This is a genomic window from Microcella sp. (assembly GCF_051860105.1).
In the GTDB taxonomy this organism is placed as follows: domain Bacteria; phylum Actinomycetota; class Actinomycetes; order Actinomycetales; family Microbacteriaceae; genus Microcella.
The window spans coordinates 161,985-182,036 of the sequence record NZ_JBHYEO010000002.1 but is presented as its reverse complement, the minus strand read 5'-3'; the positions used below and the strand labels follow the sequence as shown (position 1 = coordinate 182,036).

Here is a 20,052-nt window from a genome sequence, read left to right as displayed (position 1 = left end):
TGCACCGTGGCCGCCCCGACCGGGCGGGCGCCGCGCACCACCCCCCGAGTCAATGAGGAGCCTCATGAGCAAGTACGCAGTGATCAACCCCGCCACCGGTGAGACGCTGCGGTCGTACCCGACCGCCACCGACGCCGAGGTCGCCAGCGCGATCGAGGGTGCGTTCACCGCCTACCGTGGCTGGTCGCGATCGACCACCGTCGAGGAGCGCGCCGCCCTCATCACGAAGGTCGCCGAGCTGCACCGCGAGCGCCGCCAGCACCTCGCCGAGATCATCGTGCGCGAGATGGGCAAGCCGATCGGAGACGCCCTCGGCGAGGTCGACTTCTCGGCCGACATCTACCAGTACTACGCCGACAACGGTCCGGCGCTGCTGAAGGACGAGCCGATCGAGCTCGCTGAGGGCAGCGAGGGTTCGGCCTTCATCCGCAAGAGCGCCATGGGCGTGCTGCTCGGCATCATGCCGTGGAATTTCCCCTACTACCAGGTGGCCCGGTTCGCCGGCCCCAACCTGATCCTGGGCAACACCATCCTGCTCAAGCACGCGGCGCAGTGCCCCGAGTCGGCCGAGGCGATCCACCAGATCTTCGCGGACGCCGGATTCCCCGTCGGTGCGTACACGAACCTCTACGCCACGACCGATCAGGTTGCGACGATCATCGCCGATCCGCGCGTGCAGGGTGTCTCGCTCACCGGCTCGGAGCGCGCCGGCGCGGCGGTCGCCGAGCAGGCCGGCCGTCACCTCAAGAAGGTCGTGCTCGAGCTCGGGGGCAGCGACCCCTTCATCCTGCTCAGCACCGACGACCTCGACGCCACGGTCGAGATGGCCGCCAACGCGCGCCTCGACAACAGCGGCCAGTCGTGCAACGGCGCCAAGCGCTTCATCGTGGTGGAGGACCTCTACGACGCCTTCCTCGAGAAGTTCGTCGCGCGCATGTCGAGCACGCAGGCGAGTGACCCGATGGTCGAGGGCGGCGCCTACGGCCCGCTGTCGTCGAGCAGCGCCGCGGAGGGCCTGGAAGACCAGGTGGCGCGCGCCGTCGCAGGCGGGGCCACGGTGCTCACCGGCGGCACGCGCGATGGCAACTTCTTCACCTCGACCGTGCTCGCCGACGTGAAGCCCGGCAACGACGCCTACTACGAGGAGTTCTTCGGGCCCGTCGCCCAGGTCTTCAAGGTCGCGAACGAAGACGAGGCCGTGCAGCTCGCCAACGACACGCCCTTCGGGCTCGGTTCGTACCTGTTCACGACCGACGACGCTCAGGCCGCGCGGGTCGCCGACAAGATCGACGCCGGCATGGTCTACGTGAACTGCGTGCTGGCCGACAGCCCCGAGCTGCCCTTCGGCGGCATCAAGCGATCGGGCTCGGGCCGCGAGCTCGGCACGCTCGGCATCGACGAGTTCGTCAACAAGAAGATGATCCGCATCGCCTGATCCGATGCCGACGACGGTTCTGCTGCGCAACGCCCCCGCTCACGCGATCGCGGCGTTCGCGCCCAAGCCGACCGCGCTCACCCCCGGCCAGTCGGAGGGCTCCACGGAGTTCTGGACGGCGCCGGGGGTGAGCCCCGGACCGATCGAGACCGGCATCTGGGAGGCCGACCCCGGCACCTTCACGGCGACCCGTGACGGGTACCACGAGCTCTGCTATCTGCTGAGTGGCCGGGTGACCCTCACGGAGGACGGGGAGCAGCCGCTCGAGGTCACCGCGGGCGATCTCTTCGTGACGCCCGCCGGCTGGACCGGCACCTGGCAGGTGCACGAGACCGTGCGCAAGATCTACGTCATCATCCCCGTCGTGCCGGTCGCCGGCGTCTGATGCGGCGGTTCGAGGAGCTGGCTTTCGAGCAGACGCCCATGGGCGAGCTGACGCTGCGCCGCCGCGTCGAGCCCGCGATCGGCGCCGAGGTGTTCGAGGTGAAGCTCGGCGAGGAGTTCCTCATGTCGAGCCTGTTCACGGTGGCCGAGGAGGAGCTCAGTCGGCTCGGCCTCGCAGCCCTCGCCGCCGAGCGCGGGTCGCTCGACGTCGTGGTGGGCGGCCTGGGCCTGGGCTACACCGTCGTGACGGCACTGGCCGACGCGCGCGTGCGCTCGATGACGGTCGTGGATGCTCTGCCGGCCGTGATCGACTGGCACGAGCGCCGCCTCCTGCCGGTCTCGGGCCTGCTCGTCGACGACCCCCGAACCCGCCTGGTGCACGCCGACTTCTTCGCCCTCATGCGCGCGGCCCCCGACGCGGGGGGAGTGCTGCCCGTGCCGCTCGACGCCATCCTGCTCGACGTCGACCATTCGCCCACGTTCACGCTCGATCCCTCGCACGCCGATCTCTACACGGTCGCCGGGCTGCGGCGGTTGGCCGCGCACCTGCGGCCCGGAGGAGTCTTCGCGCTGTGGTCGGACGACCCGCCCGACCCCGGCTTCCTCGACACCCTGCGCAGCGTGTTCGCCCGCGTCGAGGGGCACACGGTGGCGTTCGACAACCCGCTCACCGGAGGGCGTTCGCGCAACGGGGTCTATGTCGCGGTGCTCGCGGGCTAGAAGACCTTGCCGGGGTTCATGATCCCGCGCGGGTCGAAGGCCTCCTTGATGCGCCGCTGCAGCATGACCTGCGCGTCGCCCAGCTCATCCGCGAGCCAGCGTCGCTTGAGCGTGCCGATGCCGTGCTCGCCCGTGAGCGTGCCGCCGAGCGCGAGGGCGGCCTCGAAGAGCTCGCCCGCCGCCGTCCAGATCACGTCGGGCACCTCGTCGCCGTCGCAGACGAGGTTGGGGTGCAGGTTGCCGTCACCGGCGTGCGCGACGGTCGGGATCAGGATGCCGTGCCGCTCGCCGATGCGACGGATCGCCGCGAACATCGCGGGCAGCTGCGAGCGGGGCACCGCGACATCCTCGATGAGCACCTGACCGAGGGCCTCCATGGCCGGGTGCATCGCGCGCCGCACAGCGAGCATCCGCTCGCCCTCGTGAGGGTCGGTCGTGAGCTCGGCGATGCCGCCGAGGCCCGTGATGATCGTGAGCGCCGCGCGGGCTTCGGCCTCAGCGGCCTCGCCGTCGGTCTGCACGAGCAGGTGCGCGGTTCCCGGTGCCCGGTCGGGCAGGGCGAGGTGACGCAGGATGGCGGCGAGGGCGACGGGATCGATCAGCTCCATCGCGGCGGGGCGGATGCGCGCCGCGGTGATCGCCGCCGAGGCCGCGGCGGCATCCTCGACCGTCGGGAAGGTGGCGCCGATCGTGGCGACCGGTCCCGTCGGCAGCGGGGTGAGCTTCAGGGTCGCCCCGACGATGACGCCGAGCGTGCCCTCCGAGCCGATCATGAGGGCGGTCAGGTCGAGCCCGGTGACGCCCTTCACCGTGCGGTGCCCGAGGCGCATCAGGGTTCCATCGGCGAGCACGACGTCGAGGCCGAGCACGGCCTCGCGCGTCACGCCGTACTTCGCGCACAGCAGCCCCCCGGCGTTCGTGGCGATGTTGCCGCCGACGCTCGAGATCTCGCGGCTCGCCGGGTCGGGAGCCCAGCGCAGACCGTGCGGTTCGAGCGCCCGATTGAGGTCGGCGTTCAGGATGCCCGGCTCGACCACCGCCACCTGATCGGCCTCGTCGATCTCGAGGATTCGGGTCATCGCCGCTGTCGAGAGCACGAGCTCGCCGGCGCCGGCCAGAGCGCCGCCCGTGAGCCCGGTGCCCGAGCCCCGGGGAACCACGGCGACGCCGTGCTCGTTCGCGAGCCGCAGCACCGCCTGAACGTCGGAGACCGTGCGGGCGGTGACGAGCGCGAGCGGTGCGGCCGCGCTGCGCTGCCCCGACTTGTCGCCGCGCATCGCCTCGAGCGCGGCGGGCTCGGTCGAGACTGCGTCGCCGACGGCATCCCGCAGCAGCGCGACGACGTCGGTCATGGGCCGAGCAGGGCGTCGAGGAAGACCTGGCGGTAGGGCTCCGGATCGACGTCGAGCACGACCGTCGCCGGGAGGGCATCGCGAGCCGCCGTGATGTCGGCGCCCTCCATCGTGCGCAGGTCGACGACCGTCTGCCCGCGGGTCGCCCCGGGGGCGAGCGCGACTTCGACGGGTGCCCGCCGCGTCACGAGCGGCGTGGCATCGATCGCGGCGCAGACGGCACCCGCATCGCCGATCGCGACGCGGTCGTCGGCCACCCGTTCCTCGGTCGCATCGATGCCGATGAGGTGGGTGAGCAGCGCCCCCGCCAGGCGCGGGGCGGTGCCCTCGGCCGCGAGCAGCCGCTGCACGTCGTCGTGCGAGACGCCCACGCGGTAGAACGGTTCGAGTCCGTACATGAGCACGTCGAGGCCCGCGCCCAGCACGATCGCGGCGGCCTCCGGGTCGTGCCAGACGTTGAACTCGGCAGCGGCTGTCGCGTTGCCTGTGCCGACAGCGCCGCCCATCATGACGACGCGCTCGATGCGCGGCAGCACCTCGGGGTGCATGCGCAGCAGCAGGGCGATGTTGGTCAACGGCGCGAGGCTGATGATCGTGAGGGGCTTCTCCGACTCGGCCAGGCTGCGGCGCAGCAGTTCGACCGCGTGCACGGGCTCGGGGGCGCGGGCCGAGTCGGGCAGCCCGAGGTCGGCCAGGCCGTCGGATCCGTGGATGGCGGCGGCGTGCTGCGGAACCTCCAGCAGCGGGCGGTGCGCCCCGGCGGCGACGGGGATGGGGCCGGCACCGGCCGCATCCAGCACGCGCAGCGTATTCGTCACCACCTGGGCGAGCGGGGCGTTGCCGCCCGTGCACGTGATGGCCCGGACGTCGAGGGCGGGATGCCGCACGGCGAGGAGGATCGCGAGGGCGTCGTCGACCCCGGTATCGACGTCGAGGATGACGGGGCGTGCGGCGCTCATCGGTTGCGCGTTCGGTCGGTGAGCCAGAACAGCCCCGCGATCATGAGCATCGTCGCCGCGACGAGCAACCCGGTCGTCGGAGAGGTCTCGATGTAGCGGGAGACCGCTCCGGGCGGCGAGGGCGGGCCGGTGAGGGCGACCCGCAGCGCGCCGATCGCGAGCCCGACGCCGACGACCGCGAAGCCGAGCCCGATGCCCGTGAGGGTGATGCCCGCCTCGGTGCCGCGGGCGAGGCGGCGCACGCGGGTGCGGGTGAAGGCCACGGCGGCCGCGACGACGACGAGGAAGCCGAGCGTGAAGGGCTCGAGCAGGGCGACGAGCAGCGACTGCTGCAGGAGCGTCAGGCGGACCACGATCGACACCGCGACGGCGATCACGGCGGCCAGCATGACCCAGCGGAATCGCTGGTCGATCGACTGCCACCGGAACACCGAGAGCAGCACGGCGGCCGCCGCGAACCAGAGGACGGGCGCCACATCGACGTAGAGCAGCAGCAGTTCTCCGGGTCGCGCGAACACCGTGTCGCCGATGCCCAACTGGAAGGCCAGGCCCATGATCGCGAGACTCACGAGCGCGCTCAGCAGCAGCACGCGGGCGACCGAGCCCGAGCGGGTGGGCATGCCGCCCACGGGAATCGCGGGCGGAGGGGCGTCGTCGCTCATGACCCGATGCTAGGTCACGACGCGCGACGAGCGCCCCGCGCGCGCCCGCTCAGATGAACAGCGTCGTGGTCGACTCGGAGGCTTCGCCGAGGAACGTCGCGACGCCGCCCAGCTCGACCCCGTCGAGCAGGTCGCTCGGGGCGATTCCCAGCAGGTCCATCGTCATGGTGCAGCCGATGAGTCGGGCGCCGCCGGCCTGCGCCGAGGCGATGAGCTCGGGCAGCGACGGCACGTTGTGCTGCTTCATGACGTTTTTGATCATGACCGGCCCCATGCCGGCCATGTTCATGGTCGAGAGCGGCAGATCGTTCGCCCCCGAGGGCATCATCATGCCGAACATGCGGTCCATCATCTTCTTCTGGCGCTTCGGCGGCTGCTCGCGCCGCAGCGCGTTGAGCCCCCAGAAGGTGAAGAACATCGACACCTGCTCGCCCATGGCGAGCGCGCCGTTCGCGATGATGAACGAGGCGAGCACCTTGTCCATGTCGCCCGAGAAGACGACGAACGAGTTCTTGCCCGGTCCGCTGACCGTCGCGCCGCCCGTGGGACGCGCCGAGGCCATCGCCCCCGCGCCTCCCTTGCGGATGACGGCGACGTAGCCGGGGCCTTCCGGCTCGATCGAGACGAGCTCGTGGCCGTTGCGCTTCACCCAGGCGGGAGCATCCGCCGCGAAGCCGGGGTCGCTCACGTGCACCGTGATCTCATCGCCCGCGCCGGCCGCCGCGGCCGCCTCGGCGAGCTTCATGATCGGGCCGGGGCAGGCGAGCCCCGTGCAGTCGAGGTCGATGGATGCGCCGATTCCGGTGGGGGCGAGCGCGAACAGCGAGTGCGCCTCGGCGTAGTTCTCCATCGGTTCGCGCCGCACCGGCGCATCGGCCTCGTCGAGCTCGTGCCACGAGCGGAACGTGGTCGAGCCGCCCGAGAGGGTCTTCAGGTCGGTGAAGCCGCGCTGCCGGAGCGCTCGGTAGGCCAGGTAGGAGCGGAAGCCGACCGCGCAGTAGAGCCGGATCGGGGTGCTCGTATCCCAGTTTCCGCAGACCGCGCGCAGCGTGTCGAGCGGCACGTTCTCGGCGCCGGGCAGGTGCCAGATGCTGAACTCCTCGGGGGTGCGCACATCGATCACGCGCGCGCCCTCGACGGCAGCGGGGTAGTCCTCGGCATACCAGAGGTCGAGATCGCCCCGCACGACGTTGCTCGCGACGAAGCCCGCCATGTTGATGGGGTCTTTCGCCGAGCCGAACGGGGGAGCGTAGGCCAGCTCGAGCTCTTCGAGGTCGAACACCGTCATGCCCATGCGCACCGCCGTGGCCAGCACGTCGATGCGCTTGTCGACCCCGTCGAAGCCGGCCACCTGACCGCCGAGCACGCGCCCGGTCTCGGGATCGAACACGACCTTGAGGTGCATCATCGCGGTGCCCGGGTAGTAGCCGGCGTGCCCGGAGGGGTGCACGTGCACGGCGCGGTGCGCGATTCCGGCGGCGCGCAGCTGCCGCTGCGTGGCCCCCGTTCCCCCCGCGACCATGTCGAAGACCTTGACGATCGACGTGCCCTGCGTCGACCGGTACTCGGTGTCGCGCCCGCAGATGTTCTCGGCCGCGACGCGCGCCTGACGGTTCGCGGGGCCGGCCAGCGGCGCGAGCGCGGTGCCCGGGAGCACCGTGCCGGGCGTCTCGACCGCGTCTCCCGCCGCCCAGATGTGCGGGTCGGAGGTGCGCATGTGCGTGTCGACGGCGATGCCGCCGTGCGGGCCGAGCTCGAGACCGGCCGCCCGCGCGAGATCGGTATTGGGGCGCACGCCAGCCGACAGGATCACCAGGTCGGCGTGCAGCACGCTGTGGTTCGTGAGCTCGACGTCGAGGCCGCTCGCCGCCTCGCGCACCGCGGCGGCTCCCGTCTCGAGGTGCACGGCGACCCCGCGGCTGCGCAGGTGCGACTCGACGGGCACCGAGAGCTCGTGATCGAGGGGAGGGAGGATCTGGTCGGCGAGCTCCACGACATCGACCTCGGCCCCGCGGTGCCGCAGGTTCTCGGCCATCTCGAGGCCGATGTACCCGGCACCGATGACGACGGCGCGCACGGGGCCGCGGCCGCCGGCGGCCGCGGCGGCGAGCAGGGCATCCAAGTGGGCCCTGATCTGGTCCATATCGCCCATGCGGCGCAGCACGTGCACCCCCGGCAGATCGATGCCGGGGATCGGTGGGCGCAGCGCCTCGGCCCCGGGGGTGAGGGCGAGCGCGTCGTACGACTCGGTGTACTCGGTGCCGTCGTCGACGCGGCGCACCGTGACGGTCTTCGCCGCGCGGTCGATCGCGACGACCTCCTGCCCGATGCGCACATCGAGATCGAGCGCCTCCCGCAGGCTCTCGGGGGTCTGCACGAGCAGCCGGCTGCGGTCGGTGATGACACCGCCGATGAAGTAGGGCAGACCGCAGTTGGCGAACGAGACGTGGTGGCCGCGTTCGAGCACGACGATCTCGGCGAACTCGTCAAGACGACGAGCGCGGGCGGCGATGGATGCTCCGGCGGCGACTCCGCCGACGACGACAAGCTTCACGGTTCTCCTCAGGGGTGGGTGCGGGTCGTTTCAGGCTAGGGACGGCTGCGCGTCGCAGGTAGTGCCCAAAGACCCCACCTGACAGGCTGGGGCCATGACCGTCATCGAGAACTCCCGCCTCGCCATCATCGGAGCCGGAGCCGTCGGCTCCTCGCTCGCCTACGCCTCCCTCATCCGCGGCTCGGCCCGTGAGGTGGTGCTCTACGACATCGACGCGCCGCGCGTCGAGGCCGAGGTGCTCGACCTCGCCCACGGCACGCCGTTCACCGGCTCGAGCACCATCACGGGCGGGGCCGATCTCGACGTGATCGCGGGCGCGAACGTCGTCGTCGTGACGGCGGGCGCCAAGCAGCACCCGGGGCAGAGCCGGCTCGACCTCGCGGGCGTCAACGTCGGCATCCTGCGATCCCTCATGCCCGCGCTGGTCGAACGGGCCCCCAACGCGGTCTTCGTGCTCGTGACGAATCCGTGCGATGTTCTCGCCGTCGCCGCGCAGCGCTTCAGCGGACTGCCCGTCGGGCGCGTGTTCTCGAGCGGCACGGTGCTCGACAGCTCGCGGCTGCGGTGGCGCCTGGCCGAGCGCCTGGGGCTGGCCCCGTCGAGCATCCACGCCATGATCGTCGGCGAGCACGGCGACAGCGAGTTCCCGCTGTGGTCGCAGAGCCGCATCGGCCCGATCCCGATCCGCGAGTGGCTCGACGACGCCGGGGAGACGATGACCGTGGAGGAACTCGATCAGATCGCCTTCGAGGTCAAGACGGCCGCCTACAAGGTCATCGAGGGCAAGGGCGCCACGAACTACGCGATCGGCCTGTCGGGCGCGCGCATCGTCGAAGCCGTGCTCAACGACGAAGGGGCGGTGCTGCCCGTCAGCTCGGTGCTCGACGACTACCGCGGCGTCAGCGGGGTCGCGCTCTCGGTGCCGAGCGTCGTCGACGCGGCCGGGGTGTCGCGCGTCATCGACGTGCCGTTCTCGGCCGACGAGGAGCGCGCCCTGCACGCCTCGGCCGACACGATCCGCGCGTCGCTCGCTTCGCTCGATCTGGCCTGAGGATGCGCGCCTCGGGCTCGATCAGTCGAGCTCGCCCGGACCCCCGGCGCGGCCGCGCAGCCGCTCGATGAGCCGCCGGTCGCGTTTCGTCGGGCGTCCCGCACCGCGCTCGCGCAGCACCGTGGCCGGTCGCTCCTCCTTGGGCGGTGGCGGGGGAGTCAGGTCGTCGTAGTTGAGGGCGGCGAGGGGGGCGCTCGTGCGCTTCGTGATGAGGCCCGTGACGATGACGATCCGCTCGCCCCCGGGCGTGAGCGCTCGCACGCGATCGCCGATGCGCACGACCTGCGCCGGCTTGGCGGAGGCGTCGTTGACCTTGATGTGCCCCGCCTTGCACGCCGCCGTCGCCGCCGAGCGCGTGGCATAGAGCCGGATCGCCCACGTGTAGGCGTCGACGCGCACGCCCGTGGTGCCGCTCGCTGAGCTCATGCGCTCAGCGTACGAGGCCGGGGCCGCGCCGGGTTAGCGTGGAGGCATGCCCACCGCCCTCATCACCGGAGCGACCGCCGGAATCGGCGCCGAGTTCGCCCGCCAGCTCGCCGCGCGCGGCAGCGATCTCGTCATCGTCGCCCGCGACGCCGAACGGCTCGCCGCGACGGCAGCGGCGCTGCAGCACGAGTTCGGCGTGCGGGTCGAGGCGCTCCCGGCCGACCTGCTCGCGGCCGACGGACTCGCCGCCGTCGACCGGCGTCTGGCCGACGACCGGCGGCCGATCGACCTGCTCGTGAACAACGCCGGGTACGGCATCCGGGGCGAGCTCGACGAGAACGCATTCGACGACGAGAAGCGGCACCTCGACATCCACGTGACGGTGCCGCTGCAGCTGACGCAGACGGCGCTGCGCGGCATGCTCGCGCGCGGCACGGGCCGCATCGTGCTCATCGCGAGCGTCGCGGCCTTCACCCCGCGCGGCACCTACTCGGCGGCGAAGGCGTGGGCGGTGATGTTCGCGCGCAGTGCGAACCTTGTGTATCGCCCGCGCGGGGTCACGGTCACCGCGGTGTGCCCCGGCTTCGTCCGCACCGAGTTCCATGACCGCATGCAGGTCAGCACCGCCGGCATCCCGTCGTTCCTCTGGCTCCAGGCCCCGCAGCTCGTCCGGCTGGCTCTGCGCGGCATCGACCGCGGTCGATCGGTCGTCATCCCCACGGTGCGGTACCGCCTCGTCGCCGCGCTCGTCCGCGTGCTGCCCGATCGCGTCGGCGCGTCCGGGCAGTTCCGCTCGCGCGACTAGCGGCTGCCGCCGACCAGTTCGACGGCCGCGAGGCCCTCGTCGGCCGCGAGTGACGCCTTCCAGTCGACGAGGCCGCGCACGAGCGCACTCGGATCGTCGGCGAGAGCGGTCATCGCGTCGGCGGGCACGAAGTAGTTGATCGCGACGAAGCCGCGCACGCGCTCATCGGCGTCGTCGGCGAGCCGGCGCAGGATGTCGCAGGGAACGTGCTCGTTCTTCGCGATGCACGCCCGCACTCCCGCGTCGGGGTCGCGCGACAGGGCCTCGTAGATCTCGACGGGCGCGTGGTACGAGAGCGCAGCCGCCTCGCGGATCTTCGGGTTCGGGTCGGCGGCGAGCCGACGGATGCGCGCGACCTTCGATGCGGTCACGGCGGGGGAGAGGAACTGTGCGACGGGGTCGTCGGAGGTCAGCATCGCCGGCGCATCGGCGGCGAGCTGGCGGCGCTGGGCGGGGGTGTTGAACCGGATGCACGACATGGTCGAGAGGGTAATCAGGCGGCGGGCGCATCCGCGGCAGCGCCACGAGGCTCTCGGGGAATCCACGGGATGAGCATCGAGGTGCGCCGCTGGTACTCGGCGTACTCGGGGTACTTGCTCGCCGTGATCGACTCGGTGAAGACCGTCGACCCGATGAACAGCGCCGTCAGCAGCAGCGGCCCGACGATGGTCCAGTGCACGGCCGAGCCGAGAGCCGCGGCGCCCATGGCATAGAAGACCCACCACTGCGCCTGCTCGAAGAAGAAGTTCGGGTGCCGGCTGAACCGCCACAGCCCCGTCGCCACGAAGCGCTGCTCGGGCTCGCGCCCCGCATCGATCGCGGCCTTCTTCGCCTGGTGGAAGGTCCACTGCTGCTGGTCGGCCACGAACTCGCCGATGAGCAGTACGAGGAAGAGCGCGGCGAGACCGAGGTCGAGCGCTCCGACCGGCACCGTCTGATTCTCGAAGGCGACGAGCGCCGGCAGCGCGATGAGCAGCAGCAGCGCGTTCTGGAAGATCACGATGAAGAGCAGGTTGAACACCTGGAACTGGCCTGCGCTCATGCGCGCGCGCAGGATTGGCCAGCGATAGTCCTCGACGCCGCTGTAGCCGCCCTTGCGCGCGAAATTGAACGTCAGCCGCGCACCCCAGAGCGCCACCAGCACGGTCATGATCGTCAGTCGGGCATCGGTGAACCCGGTCGCCGCCCAGAACACGGCGACGTAGACGATCGGCACGATCGACCAGATGCGGTCGACCCACGAGTGGTCTCCCGTCACGAGCGACGCGACCCACGTGAAGAGGCTGACCCCGGCGGCGATGCCGAGAACGATGGCGACGGGGTCCATGGGCGCAAGGCTAGCGCCGGATGCCCTCCTCGCGCCGCCCCCCGCCTCACTAGACTGAGCCCGTGTCGGAGCCGCAGAACGACCCGGGCCCGGTCGGGCCCATCGTCAGCGAGCGCATTCTCACGGTGCCCAACGCCCTGAGCGCGCTGCGCATCCTGCTCGTTCCCGTGTTCCTCGTGCTCGTACTCGCCGAACGCGACGTCGCGGCCCTGATCGTGATCATCGTCTCGAGCCTCACCGACTTCCTCGACGGCATCATCGCCCGCCGGTTCTCGCAGATCACCAAGCTCGGGCAGCTCCTCGACCCGGCCGCCGATCGGCTGTTCATCTTCGCGGCCGTCATCGCGCTCGCGGTGCGCGAGGTCGTGCCCTGGTGGGTCGTGATCGTCATCGTCGGACGCGACGTGTTCCTCGCCGTGCTCGGCCTCGTGCTCGCGCAGCACGGCTACGGACCGTTGCCGGTGCATCACCTCGGCAAGCTCGCCACCTTCGCGCTGTTCTACGCGCTGCCGATCCTCGTTCTCGGCCAGGCCTTCCCCGTGCTGCAGCCGGTGAGCGATCCGATCGGCTGGGCGTTCACGCTGTGGGGGGCGTTCCTGTACTGGTGGGCCGGCATCCTCTACCTGCGTCAGACCCGCGAGCTCACCGCGAAAGGGCCGCGAGCGACGCTCGACTCATCAGATACGCTGGGCGAGCAAAGGAGGTCGACGGATGGCTGACAGCACGCCCGACGCGCACGACGACGCGACTCCGGGCGCCTACCGACCGCACGAGACGACGGTGCACTACGGCCCCGAGTTCGCGGCGCAGCTCGCGGCGCTCGAAGCCGGCGTGAGCCCGGAAGAGCACGAGGTCATCGGCGCGCTGCCGTCGGGCTCGGCCCTGCTGATCGTCCGCCGCGGCCCGACCGCCGGTGCGCGGTTCCTGCTCGACGCCGACGTGACGGTCGCGGGCCGGCATCCGGAGGCCGACATCTTCCTCGACGACGTGACCGTCTCGCGCAAGCATGCGGCGTTCCTGCGCCAGGGCACCCAGTTCTCCGTGCGCGACCTCGGGTCGCTCAACGGCACGTTCATGGCGGGCGAGCGCATCGACGACACGGTGGTGCTCGTCGACGGGTGCGAGGTGCAGGTCGGCAAGTTCCACCTCACCTTCTACGCATCGCGCGTCGACCTCAGCACGAGCGCCTGATGGCGGCGCGGTCGTCGGCCGCCTCGTCCCGTCCGGTGGCGGGAGGCGGTCTGCTCAGCATCGGTCAGGTGCTCGCCAAGCTCAGCCCCGAGTTCCCCGACCTGACCCCCTCCAAGTTGCGGTTCCTCGAAGAGCAGCAGCTCGTCTCGCCGTCGCGCACCGAGTCGGGGTACCGCAAGTTCTCGCCCGCCGATGTCGACCGTCTGCGCTTCATCCTCACGATGCAGCGCGACCACTACCTGCGACTGAAGGTCATCCGCGGCTATCTCGACGAGATCGAGGCCGGCAGGACGCCGGCCCTGCTGGCGAACGGTACGGTGCCGAGCTCGATCCTCGTCACCGAGCGGCGCTACACGCGCGCCGAGCTGGCGCGCGAAGCCGGCGCGAGCCCGGCCCTGCTCAGTGACGCCATCTCCGCCTCGCTCATCGCGGCTGCCGAGACCTACGGCGATGAGGTGCTGCAGGTTCTGCGCGCTCTCGTCGAGCTGCAGCGCTCGGGCATCGAACCGCGGCATCTGCGCGGCTTCCGGGCGGCCGCCGAGCGCGAGCTCGGGCTCATCGAGAGCGCGCTGATCCCGGTGTCGCGCCGCAACGACCCGTCCAGCCGGGCGAAGGCGGCCGAGCTCGCGCGCGAGATCGCGGGCCAGCTCGAAGTCGTGCGGTCGAGTCTCATCCGATCGGCCCTCGGCAAGCTACAGTCATAGGCGGGCCCGACACGCCGAGGTGTTCGAGCGGATGTCTCCCGTCGACGTGAGGCGGCTCGCTACTCTGAACGGCGTGGCACCAACTGTCACGTTAACGATGAAGGTTAGGTAGGGGTCATGACCGACGCTGACAACCGCGACGAGCGCTACGACCTCGGGCTCCTCTTCACCGACGGGCTCCCCGAGCTCGACGACCAGGCGGGGTACCGCGGGGCCGTCGCAGCCCGCGCCGCCGGCATCTCCTACCGCCAGCTCGACTACTGGGCCCGCACCGAGCTCGTCGAGCCCACCGTGCGGGGCGCCGCCGGTTCCGGCACGCAGCGGCTGTACGGCTTCCGCGACATCCTCGTGCTCAAGCTCGTCAAGCGACTTCTCGACACGGGCATCTCGCTGCAGCAGATCCGCACGGCCGTCAACCAGTTGCGCGAGGCCGGCGTGAGCGACCTCGCCCAGACGACCCTCATGAGCGACGGCGCGAGCGTCTACCTGTGCACGAGCGACGACGAGGTCATCGACCTCGTCAGCCGCGGCCAGGGCGTCTTCGGCATCGCTGTCGGCAAGGTGCTGCGCGAGGTCGAGAGCTCGCTCGTCGAGCTCGACTCGACGCCCGCGGCCGACCCGAGCGACGAGCTCGCCGCGCGTCGGGCTACGCGGGCTTCCTAGAAGTCGTTTCGGTCAGATCTCGAGGAGCCGCTTCGCGGCGCGATTCTCTGGAGCGGGCGGCGTTATGCCTGTTGAGTATTCGACGCTATGGCGTCGAATACTCGCCCATCTTGGCGGTGCGCATGATGCGGTCGAGCAGCTGGTCGAAGTTGCGGGCCATCTCCTGAGCCGAGTCGCCGGGCCAGACGTGCAGCGGCTTGGCGGCACCCTGTGCCTGCTGCAGCGAGGTGCGCTCGGGCAGCTGGGGGGCGAGCACGAGCGGGCCGAACATGTCGCGCAGCTCCTTGATGCGGAACTGGTGCTCGAGCGACTGCACGCGCGCGCGATTGACGATGATGCCGAGGGGCTGCAGCCGCGGCGAGAGCCCGCGACGGATCTCCTCGATCGCCCGCAGCGCGCGGTCGGCCGCGGCCACCGAGAACAGCCCGGGCTCGGTGACGACGACGACGCGGTCACTCGCCGCCCACGCCGTGCGCGTGAGGGCGTTGAGCGACGGGGCGCAGTCGACGAGCACGAGGTCGTAGTCGGCCTCGACGTGAGCCAGGGCCTCCTCGAGCTTCCAGATCTCGCGGATGCTGGGGTGCGGCCCGTCGAAGTTGATCGCGCTCGGGCTGCCGATCATGACGTCGACGGTGCCGGGGCGTCCGCGGGTCCACCCGCTCGGCGCGATCGCCTGGCGCACGGTGCGCTCCTTGGGCGCGGCGAGCACATCGGCGACCGTGAGATGCCCCGCGACCTGAATGTCCATGCCCGTCGAGGCGTCCGACTGCGGGTCGAGATCGACGACGAGCGTGCGCAGGCCGCGCGCGAAGGCGGCCGACGCCAGACCCAGCGTGACCGTCGTCTTCCCCACGCCCCCCTTGAGGGAGCTGACGCTCAGTACGTGCACGAGTAACGACCCTACCTTCACTAGTGTGGAGAAGCGCGCATGCGCACCGACCTCGGCCCGCCACCACCGGAGCCATGTCGACCCCCACCTGGGCCGATTCCGAGAGGACACGATGTTTCGGAAGATTCTTGTCGCCAACCGCGGAGAGATCGCCATCCGCGCCTTCCGCGCCGCCTACGAGCTGGGCGCGAAGACCGTGGCGGTGTTCCCGTTCGAGGACCGCAACTCGATGCATCGGCTGAAGGCCGATGAGGCGTACCAGATCGGCGAGCCCGGGCATCCGGTGCGTGCCTACCTCGACGTCGACGAGATCATCCGCGTCGCCAGGCTCTCCGGCGCCGACGCGATCTACCCGGGCTACGGGTTCCTGAGCGAGAACCCCGACCTCGCCCAGGCGGCGGCCGACGCCGGGATCGCCTTCATCGGGCCCCCGCGCGCGGTGCTCGAGATGGCCGGCAACAAGGTCACGGCGAAGGAGAAGGCGATCGCCGCGGGCGTGCCCGTGCTGAAGTCGAGCCCGGCGACGACCGACATGCAGGTGCTCATCGACGCCGCCGATGAGATCGGCTTCCCGATCTTCGCCAAGGCCGTCGCGGGCGGCGGTGGGCGGGGGATGCGCCGGGTCGAGAAGCGTGACGACCTGCGGGCAGCCCTCGAGGCGGCCATGCGCGAGGCCGACAGCGCGTTCGGCGACCCCACGATGTTCGTCGAGCAGGCGGTCGTGCGTCCGCGTCACATCGAGGTGCAGATCCTCGCCGATGCCACGGGCGAGACGGTGCACCTGTTCGAGCGCGACTGCTCGGTGCAGCGTCGCCACCAGAAGGTCATTGAGATCGCTCCGGCACCCAACCTCGACGAGGGCACGCGCCAGGCGATGTACCGCGATGCTGTCGCGTTCGCGAAGTCGATCGGCTACGTCAACGCCGGCACCGTCGAGTTCTTGCTCGACACCGCGGGCGATCGCGCGGGCGAGCACGTCTTCATCGAGATGAACCCGCGCATCCAGGTCGAGCACACGGTGACGGAGGAAGTCACCGACGTCGACCTCGTGCAGTCGCAGATGCGCATCGCCTACGGGCAGACGCTGGCCGAGCTGGGCCTGAAGCAGGAGCAGATCCACTTGCGCGGCGCCGCCCTGCAGTGCCGCATCACGACGGAAGACCCGGCGAGCGGGTTCCGCCCCGACACCGGCAAGATCACGACCTACCGTTCTCCCGGCGGCGCAGGGGTGCGTCTCGACGGCGGCACGATCGCCTCGGGCGCGCAGATCTCGCCGCACTTCGACTCGATGCTCGCGAAGATGACGTGCCGCGGGCGCGACTTCGCCTCGGCCGTGTCGCGGGCGCGCCGCGGGCTCGCCGAGTTCCGCATCCGGGGCGTCACGACGAACATCCCGTTCCTGCAGGCCGTGCTCGATGACCCCGCATTCCAGGCGGGCGATCTGAGCACCGCGTTCATCGACGAGCGTCCGCAGCTCGTGCGCACCAACCCCTCGAAAGACCGGGGCACGAAGGTGCTCGCCTGGCTCGCCGATGTCACGGTGAACCAACCGAACGGTGCGGGGGAGGGGGTCATCGACCCCGCCCTGAAGCTTCCGGAGGTCGACCTCGCGTCGCCCGCACCCGACGGCTCGCGGCAGCGGCTGCTCGCGCTCGGCCCGGCCGGCTTCGCGAGCGCACTGCGGCGGCAAGAAGCGCTGGCCGTCACCGACACGACCTTCCGGGATGCCCACCAGTCGCTCCTCGCCACGCGCGTGCGCACGGCCGACCTCGTGCGGGTCATGCCGCACGTCGCTCGACTGACCCCGGGCCTGCTCAGCGTCGAGGCGTGGGGCGGAGCGACCTACGACGTCGCCCTGCGCTTCCTCGGAGAAGACCCGTGGCAGCGCCTCGCGGCGATGCGCGAAGCGCTGCCCAATGTGGCAATCCAGATGCTGCTGCGCGGGCGCAACACCGTCGGCTACACGCCGTATCCGACGGAGGTGACCGATGCCTTCGTGGCCGAGGCCGCCGCGACCGGCATCGACATCTTCCGCATCTTCGACGCGCTCAACGATGTCGATCAGATGCGCCCCGCGATCGACGCGGTGCTCGCGACCGGCACGACGGTCGCCGAGGTCGGGATGTGCTACTCGGGCGATCTGCTCGACCCGGCGGAAGACCTGTACACGCTCGACTACTACCTGAGGCTCGCCGAGCAGATCGTCGACTCCGGAGCGCACATCCTCGCGATCAAGGACATGGCGGGCCTGCTCCGCGCGGGCGCGGCCGAGAAGCTCGTTGCGGCGCTGCGCGAGCGGTTCGAGCTGCCCGTGCACGTGCACACCCACGACACCGCGGGCGGGCAGCTCGCGACGCTGCTGGCCGCCTCGCGCGCCGGGGCAGACGCGGTGGACGCCGCGAGCGCGCCCATGGCCGGCACGACGTCGCAGCCGTCGCTCTCCGCGCTCGTCGCGGCGCTCGAGCACACCGAGCGCGACACGGGCCTCGGCCTGCGCCCGGTCGCCGACCTCGAGCCGTACTGGGAGGCCGTGCGGCGTGCGTACGCCCCGTTCGAGTCGGGGCTGCCCGGCCCCACCGGGCGCGTCTACACGCACGAGATCCCTGGCGGCCAGCTCTCGAACCTGCGCCAGCAGGCGATCGCCCTGGGTCTCGGCGACCGCTTCGAGGTCATCGAGGACTGGTACGCGGCGGCCAACCGCATCCTCGGTCGGCCCACCAAGGTCACCCCCTCGTCGAAGGTCGTCGGCGATCTCGCGCTGCAGATGGCGGCGTCGGGTGCCGATCCAGCCGACTTCGAGGCGAACCCGCAGAACTACGACATCCCCGATTCCGTCATCGGCTTCATGGCCGGCGAGCTCGGCGACCTGCCGGGGGGCTGGCCCGAGCCGTTCCGCAGCAAAGTGCTCGCGGGTCGCACGGTCAAGATCGGCACCACCCCGCTCACCGACGAGCAGCGGGCGAAGCTCGCGGGCAGCACCGATGACCGGCGACTCATGCTGAACCAGTTGCTGTTCCCGCAGCCGACCCAGCAGTTCCTGCAGGTGCGCGAGCAGTTCGGCGACCTCTCGGTGCTCGCGACCCCCGACTACCTCTACGGGTTGCGGGCCGGGGTCGAGCACACGATCGAGATTGAGCAGGGCGTGAGCCTCCTCGTGAGCCTCGAGGCGATCGGCGAGCCCGACGAGAAGGGCATGCGCAGCGTCATGGCGACGCTCAACGGCCAGCTCCGGCCGATCACCGTGCGCGACCGCAGCATCGCGGTCGACACCATCAGCGCGGAGAAGGCCGACCCGGCGCAGCCGGGCCAGATCGCCGCTCCCTTCATGGGGGTCGTGACCCTGCAGGTGGCGGAGGGCGACCGGGTCGAGGCCGGTCAGGCGGTCGCCACGATCGAGGCGATGAAGATGGAGGCCGCGATCACGACCCCCGTCGCCGGCACCGTGCAGCGTCGGGCGATCCCCACCACGCAGCAGTGCGAGGCGGGGGATCTGCTCGTCGTGATCGGGTAGCCGGGCCTGAACGCGGGTAGCTCCGCGGACCGGTGTCGGTGGGCGCGGTAGACTGGGAAGTCGTCTCAACCCAGGGAGTGTTGCCGTCGTGGCCGAGAAACGCGCCAGATCCACCCGCGAAGCACCGTCACCGACGGCCGCTTCTGTCGCCGAGGGCATCGAGCCAGCGGGTGCCGGCGATCTCGCGACCGCCCTCCCGGCGAGCCTCACGATCGACGTCGAGCTGCCTGCTCCCGTTCGCGAGCAGCCCGAGGACGAGCAGGCGGTCGCCCTCGTCGAGACGGGCGTCGACCCCTCTGTCGTGCAGGCGGGGGAACGCGGCACGACGGTCATCGAGCTCGACGACGATGCGCTCCAGGCCGTCGCCGTCGCCCCCGAGCCGGATGACGATGCCGAGGCGGGGGTTCCGCCCCTGCCCGTGGCCGAGGGCGTGTACTCGCGCCGCGACATGCTCGACGGTGTGCATCAGGGCCCTGAATCCGCGGCCATGCTCACGGCCGACCGGCTCATCGAACCCCGTCGCCGCAACCGCACGGCCCCCGAGGGCTGGTGGCCCGCGTTCGTCTACGCCGTGACGTTCCACCTCGTCAACCTCGGCGATTCGGCGCGTGTGCGAGCCCGCAAAGAGCTGGACGCGAAGATCGCGACGGCCTTCGAGGGCGGGGCGCGCTTCGTGCCCGTGCTCACCCGCAAGGGCGGGGTGGGAAAGACGACGATCACCACCCTGCTCGGCATGGCGCTCGCCTCGGTGCGGGATGACCGCGTCATCGCGATCGACGCGAATCCCGATCGCGGCACCCTGTCTGAGCGCGTCGCCCGCCAGACCCGCGCGACCGTGCGCGATGTCGTGAACCGCGCTCCGAGCATCCAGGGCTTCACCGACTTCTCGACGCTCGTGTCGCGCGACGAGACCCGACTCGACATCCTCGCCTCCGACACCGACCCCATGCTCTCGGAGGCGTTCGACGAGAACGACTACAACGTCGTCGCCGATCTCGCGGCTCGGTACTACTCGATCGTCTTGACCGACTGCGGCACGGGCATCGTGCACTCGGTGATGCGGGCCACGCTGCAGCGCGCCGATGCGCTCGTGATCGTCTCGGGAGGCAGCGTCGACGAGGCGCGACTGGCCTCGGAGACGCTCACCTGGCTCGAAGCCAACGGCTACGGCGACCTCGTGCGCGAGTCGATCGTCGCGATCAACACGGCGACGCAGGGCACCAATCTCGTCAAGCTCGAAGAGATCGAGGCCCACTTCGCCTCGCGCGTGCGCGAGATCGTCCGCATCCCCTACGACGAGCTGCTCGCAGCGGGCTCGGTGATCTCCTGGCGCGATCTGCGACCGCTGACCCGTCAGGCTGCGCGCGAGCTCGCAGCGCTCGTCGCGCAGGGCATGCCCGTGCGGCGCGGAGTCTGACC

General features: G+C 71.0%; 19 protein-coding genes. 11 read left to right on the top strand and 8 right to left on the bottom strand.

The window, feature by feature from the left end:
• Positions 1-64 precede the first annotated feature (64 nt).
• From ACTIE9_RS01990 to ACTIE9_RS01980, 3 genes are read left to right on the top strand one after another with little or no spacing between them, the layout of a single operon-like run.
• Positions 65-1,435 carry an NAD-dependent succinate-semialdehyde dehydrogenase gene (locus ACTIE9_RS01990; RefSeq protein ID WP_439563898.1) on the top strand — a complete coding sequence of 457 codons (1,371 nt, stop codon included), beginning with the start codon at positions 65-67 and terminating at the stop codon, positions 1,433-1,435.
• A gap of 4 nt (positions 1,436-1,439) precedes the next feature.
• The gene (locus tag ACTIE9_RS01985) at positions 1,440-1,820 is read left to right on the top strand and encodes a cupin domain-containing protein (RefSeq protein ID WP_439563897.1); all 381 of its coding nucleotides are present in this window, start codon (positions 1,440-1,442) and stop codon (positions 1,818-1,820) included.
• Positions 1,821-1,858: 38 nt separating this feature from the next.
• Positions 1,859-2,539, top strand: a complete 681-nt coding sequence (locus ACTIE9_RS01980; RefSeq protein WP_439563896.1) for a spermidine synthase — start codon at positions 1,859-1,861, stop codon at positions 2,537-2,539.
• Here ACTIE9_RS01980 and ACTIE9_RS01975 read toward each other — a convergent pair.
• From ACTIE9_RS01975 to ACTIE9_RS01960, 4 genes are read right to left on the bottom strand one after another with little or no spacing between them, the layout of a single operon-like run.
• Positions 2,536-3,891, bottom strand: a complete 1,356-nt coding sequence (locus tag ACTIE9_RS01975; protein WP_439563895.1) for an FAD-binding oxidoreductase — start codon at positions 3,889-3,891, stop codon at positions 2,536-2,538. The genes ACTIE9_RS01980 and ACTIE9_RS01975 overlap by 4 nt on opposite strands.
• The gene (locus ACTIE9_RS01970) at positions 3,888-4,850 is read right to left on the bottom strand and encodes a nucleoside hydrolase (protein ID WP_439563894.1); all 963 of its coding nucleotides are present in this window, start codon (positions 4,848-4,850) and stop codon (positions 3,888-3,890) included. The genes ACTIE9_RS01975 and ACTIE9_RS01970 overlap by 4 nt, the downstream gene beginning before the upstream one ends.
• Entirely contained in the window at positions 4,847-5,512 is a 666-nt protein-coding gene (locus ACTIE9_RS01965; protein WP_439563893.1) for a hypothetical protein, read from the bottom strand. The genes ACTIE9_RS01970 and ACTIE9_RS01965 overlap by 4 nt, the downstream gene beginning before the upstream one ends.
• Positions 5,513-5,561: 49 nt before the next feature.
• Complete coding sequence (locus ACTIE9_RS01960) at positions 5,562-8,066, bottom strand: FAD-dependent oxidoreductase (RefSeq protein ID WP_439563892.1); 2,505 nt, start codon at positions 8,064-8,066, stop codon at positions 5,562-5,564.
• 94 nt (positions 8,067-8,160) lie between these two features.
• Between ACTIE9_RS01960 and ACTIE9_RS01955 the strand changes: the two genes are divergently transcribed.
• Positions 8,161-9,117: an L-lactate dehydrogenase gene (locus tag ACTIE9_RS01955; RefSeq protein WP_439563891.1), complete on the top strand. Its 957-nt coding sequence runs from the start codon at positions 8,161-8,163 to the stop codon at positions 9,115-9,117.
• A gap of 21 nt (positions 9,118-9,138) precedes the next feature.
• Here the strand turns inward: ACTIE9_RS01955 and ACTIE9_RS01950 are convergent, their stop codons facing one another.
• Complete coding sequence (locus ACTIE9_RS01950) at positions 9,139-9,543, bottom strand: RNA-binding S4 domain-containing protein (RefSeq protein ID WP_439563890.1); 405 nt, start codon at positions 9,541-9,543, stop codon at positions 9,139-9,141.
• Between the two features lie 46 nt (positions 9,544-9,589).
• On the opposite strand from ACTIE9_RS01950, the gene ACTIE9_RS01945 reads away from it, so the two are divergent.
• The gene (locus tag ACTIE9_RS01945) at positions 9,590-10,348 is read left to right on the top strand and encodes an SDR family NAD(P)-dependent oxidoreductase (RefSeq protein WP_439563889.1); all 759 of its coding nucleotides are present in this window, start codon (positions 9,590-9,592) and stop codon (positions 10,346-10,348) included.
• Here ACTIE9_RS01945 and ACTIE9_RS01940 read toward each other — a convergent pair.
• Entirely contained in the window at positions 10,345-10,827 is a 483-nt protein-coding gene (locus tag ACTIE9_RS01940; protein WP_439563888.1) for a hypothetical protein, read from the bottom strand. The genes ACTIE9_RS01945 and ACTIE9_RS01940 overlap by 4 nt on opposite strands.
• Before the next feature lie 14 nt (positions 10,828-10,841).
• A complete protein-coding gene (locus tag ACTIE9_RS01935) occupies positions 10,842-11,675 on the bottom strand; it encodes a DUF1295 domain-containing protein (RefSeq protein WP_439563887.1) in 834 nt (277 codons plus the stop codon).
• 62 nt (positions 11,676-11,737) lie between these two features.
• On the opposite strand from ACTIE9_RS01935, the gene ACTIE9_RS01930 reads away from it, so the two are divergent.
• From ACTIE9_RS01930 to ACTIE9_RS01915, 4 genes are all read left to right on the top strand, one after another.
• The gene (locus ACTIE9_RS01930) at positions 11,738-12,394 is read left to right on the top strand and encodes a CDP-alcohol phosphatidyltransferase family protein (protein WP_439563886.1); all 657 of its coding nucleotides are present in this window, start codon (positions 11,738-11,740) and stop codon (positions 12,392-12,394) included.
• On the top strand, positions 12,387-12,866 hold the full coding sequence (locus tag ACTIE9_RS01925; protein ID WP_439563885.1) for an FHA domain-containing protein: 480 nt from the start codon (positions 12,387-12,389) through the stop codon (positions 12,864-12,866). The genes ACTIE9_RS01930 and ACTIE9_RS01925 overlap by 8 nt, the downstream gene beginning before the upstream one ends.
• Positions 12,866-13,570 (top strand): transcriptional regulator FtsR, encoded by a 705-nt coding sequence (ftsR, locus tag ACTIE9_RS01920; RefSeq protein ID WP_439563884.1) that lies wholly within the window; start codon positions 12,866-12,868, stop codon positions 13,568-13,570. The genes ACTIE9_RS01925 and ftsR overlap by 1 nt, the downstream gene beginning before the upstream one ends.
• A gap of 117 nt (positions 13,571-13,687) precedes the next feature.
• Positions 13,688-14,233 (top strand): MerR family transcriptional regulator, encoded by a 546-nt coding sequence (locus ACTIE9_RS01915; RefSeq protein WP_255159327.1) that lies wholly within the window; start codon positions 13,688-13,690, stop codon positions 14,231-14,233.
• A gap of 85 nt (positions 14,234-14,318) precedes the next feature.
• Here the strand turns inward: ACTIE9_RS01915 and ACTIE9_RS01910 are convergent, their stop codons facing one another.
• Complete coding sequence (locus tag ACTIE9_RS01910; protein WP_439563883.1) at positions 14,319-15,122, bottom strand: ParA family protein; 804 nt, start codon at positions 15,120-15,122, stop codon at positions 14,319-14,321.
• A 112-nt stretch (positions 15,123-15,234) separates the two neighbouring features.
• Here ACTIE9_RS01910 and ACTIE9_RS01905 point away from each other — a divergent pair, with 112 nt between their 5' ends.
• A complete protein-coding gene (locus ACTIE9_RS01905; protein WP_439563882.1) occupies positions 15,235-18,633 on the top strand; it encodes a pyruvate carboxylase in 3,399 nt (1,132 codons plus the stop codon).
• An 88-nt stretch (positions 18,634-18,721) separates the two neighbouring features.
• On the top strand, positions 18,722-20,050 hold the full coding sequence (locus tag ACTIE9_RS01900) for a MinD/ParA family ATP-binding protein (RefSeq protein ID WP_439563881.1): 1,329 nt from the start codon (positions 18,722-18,724) through the stop codon (positions 20,048-20,050).
• Positions 20,051-20,052 lie beyond the last annotated feature (2 nt).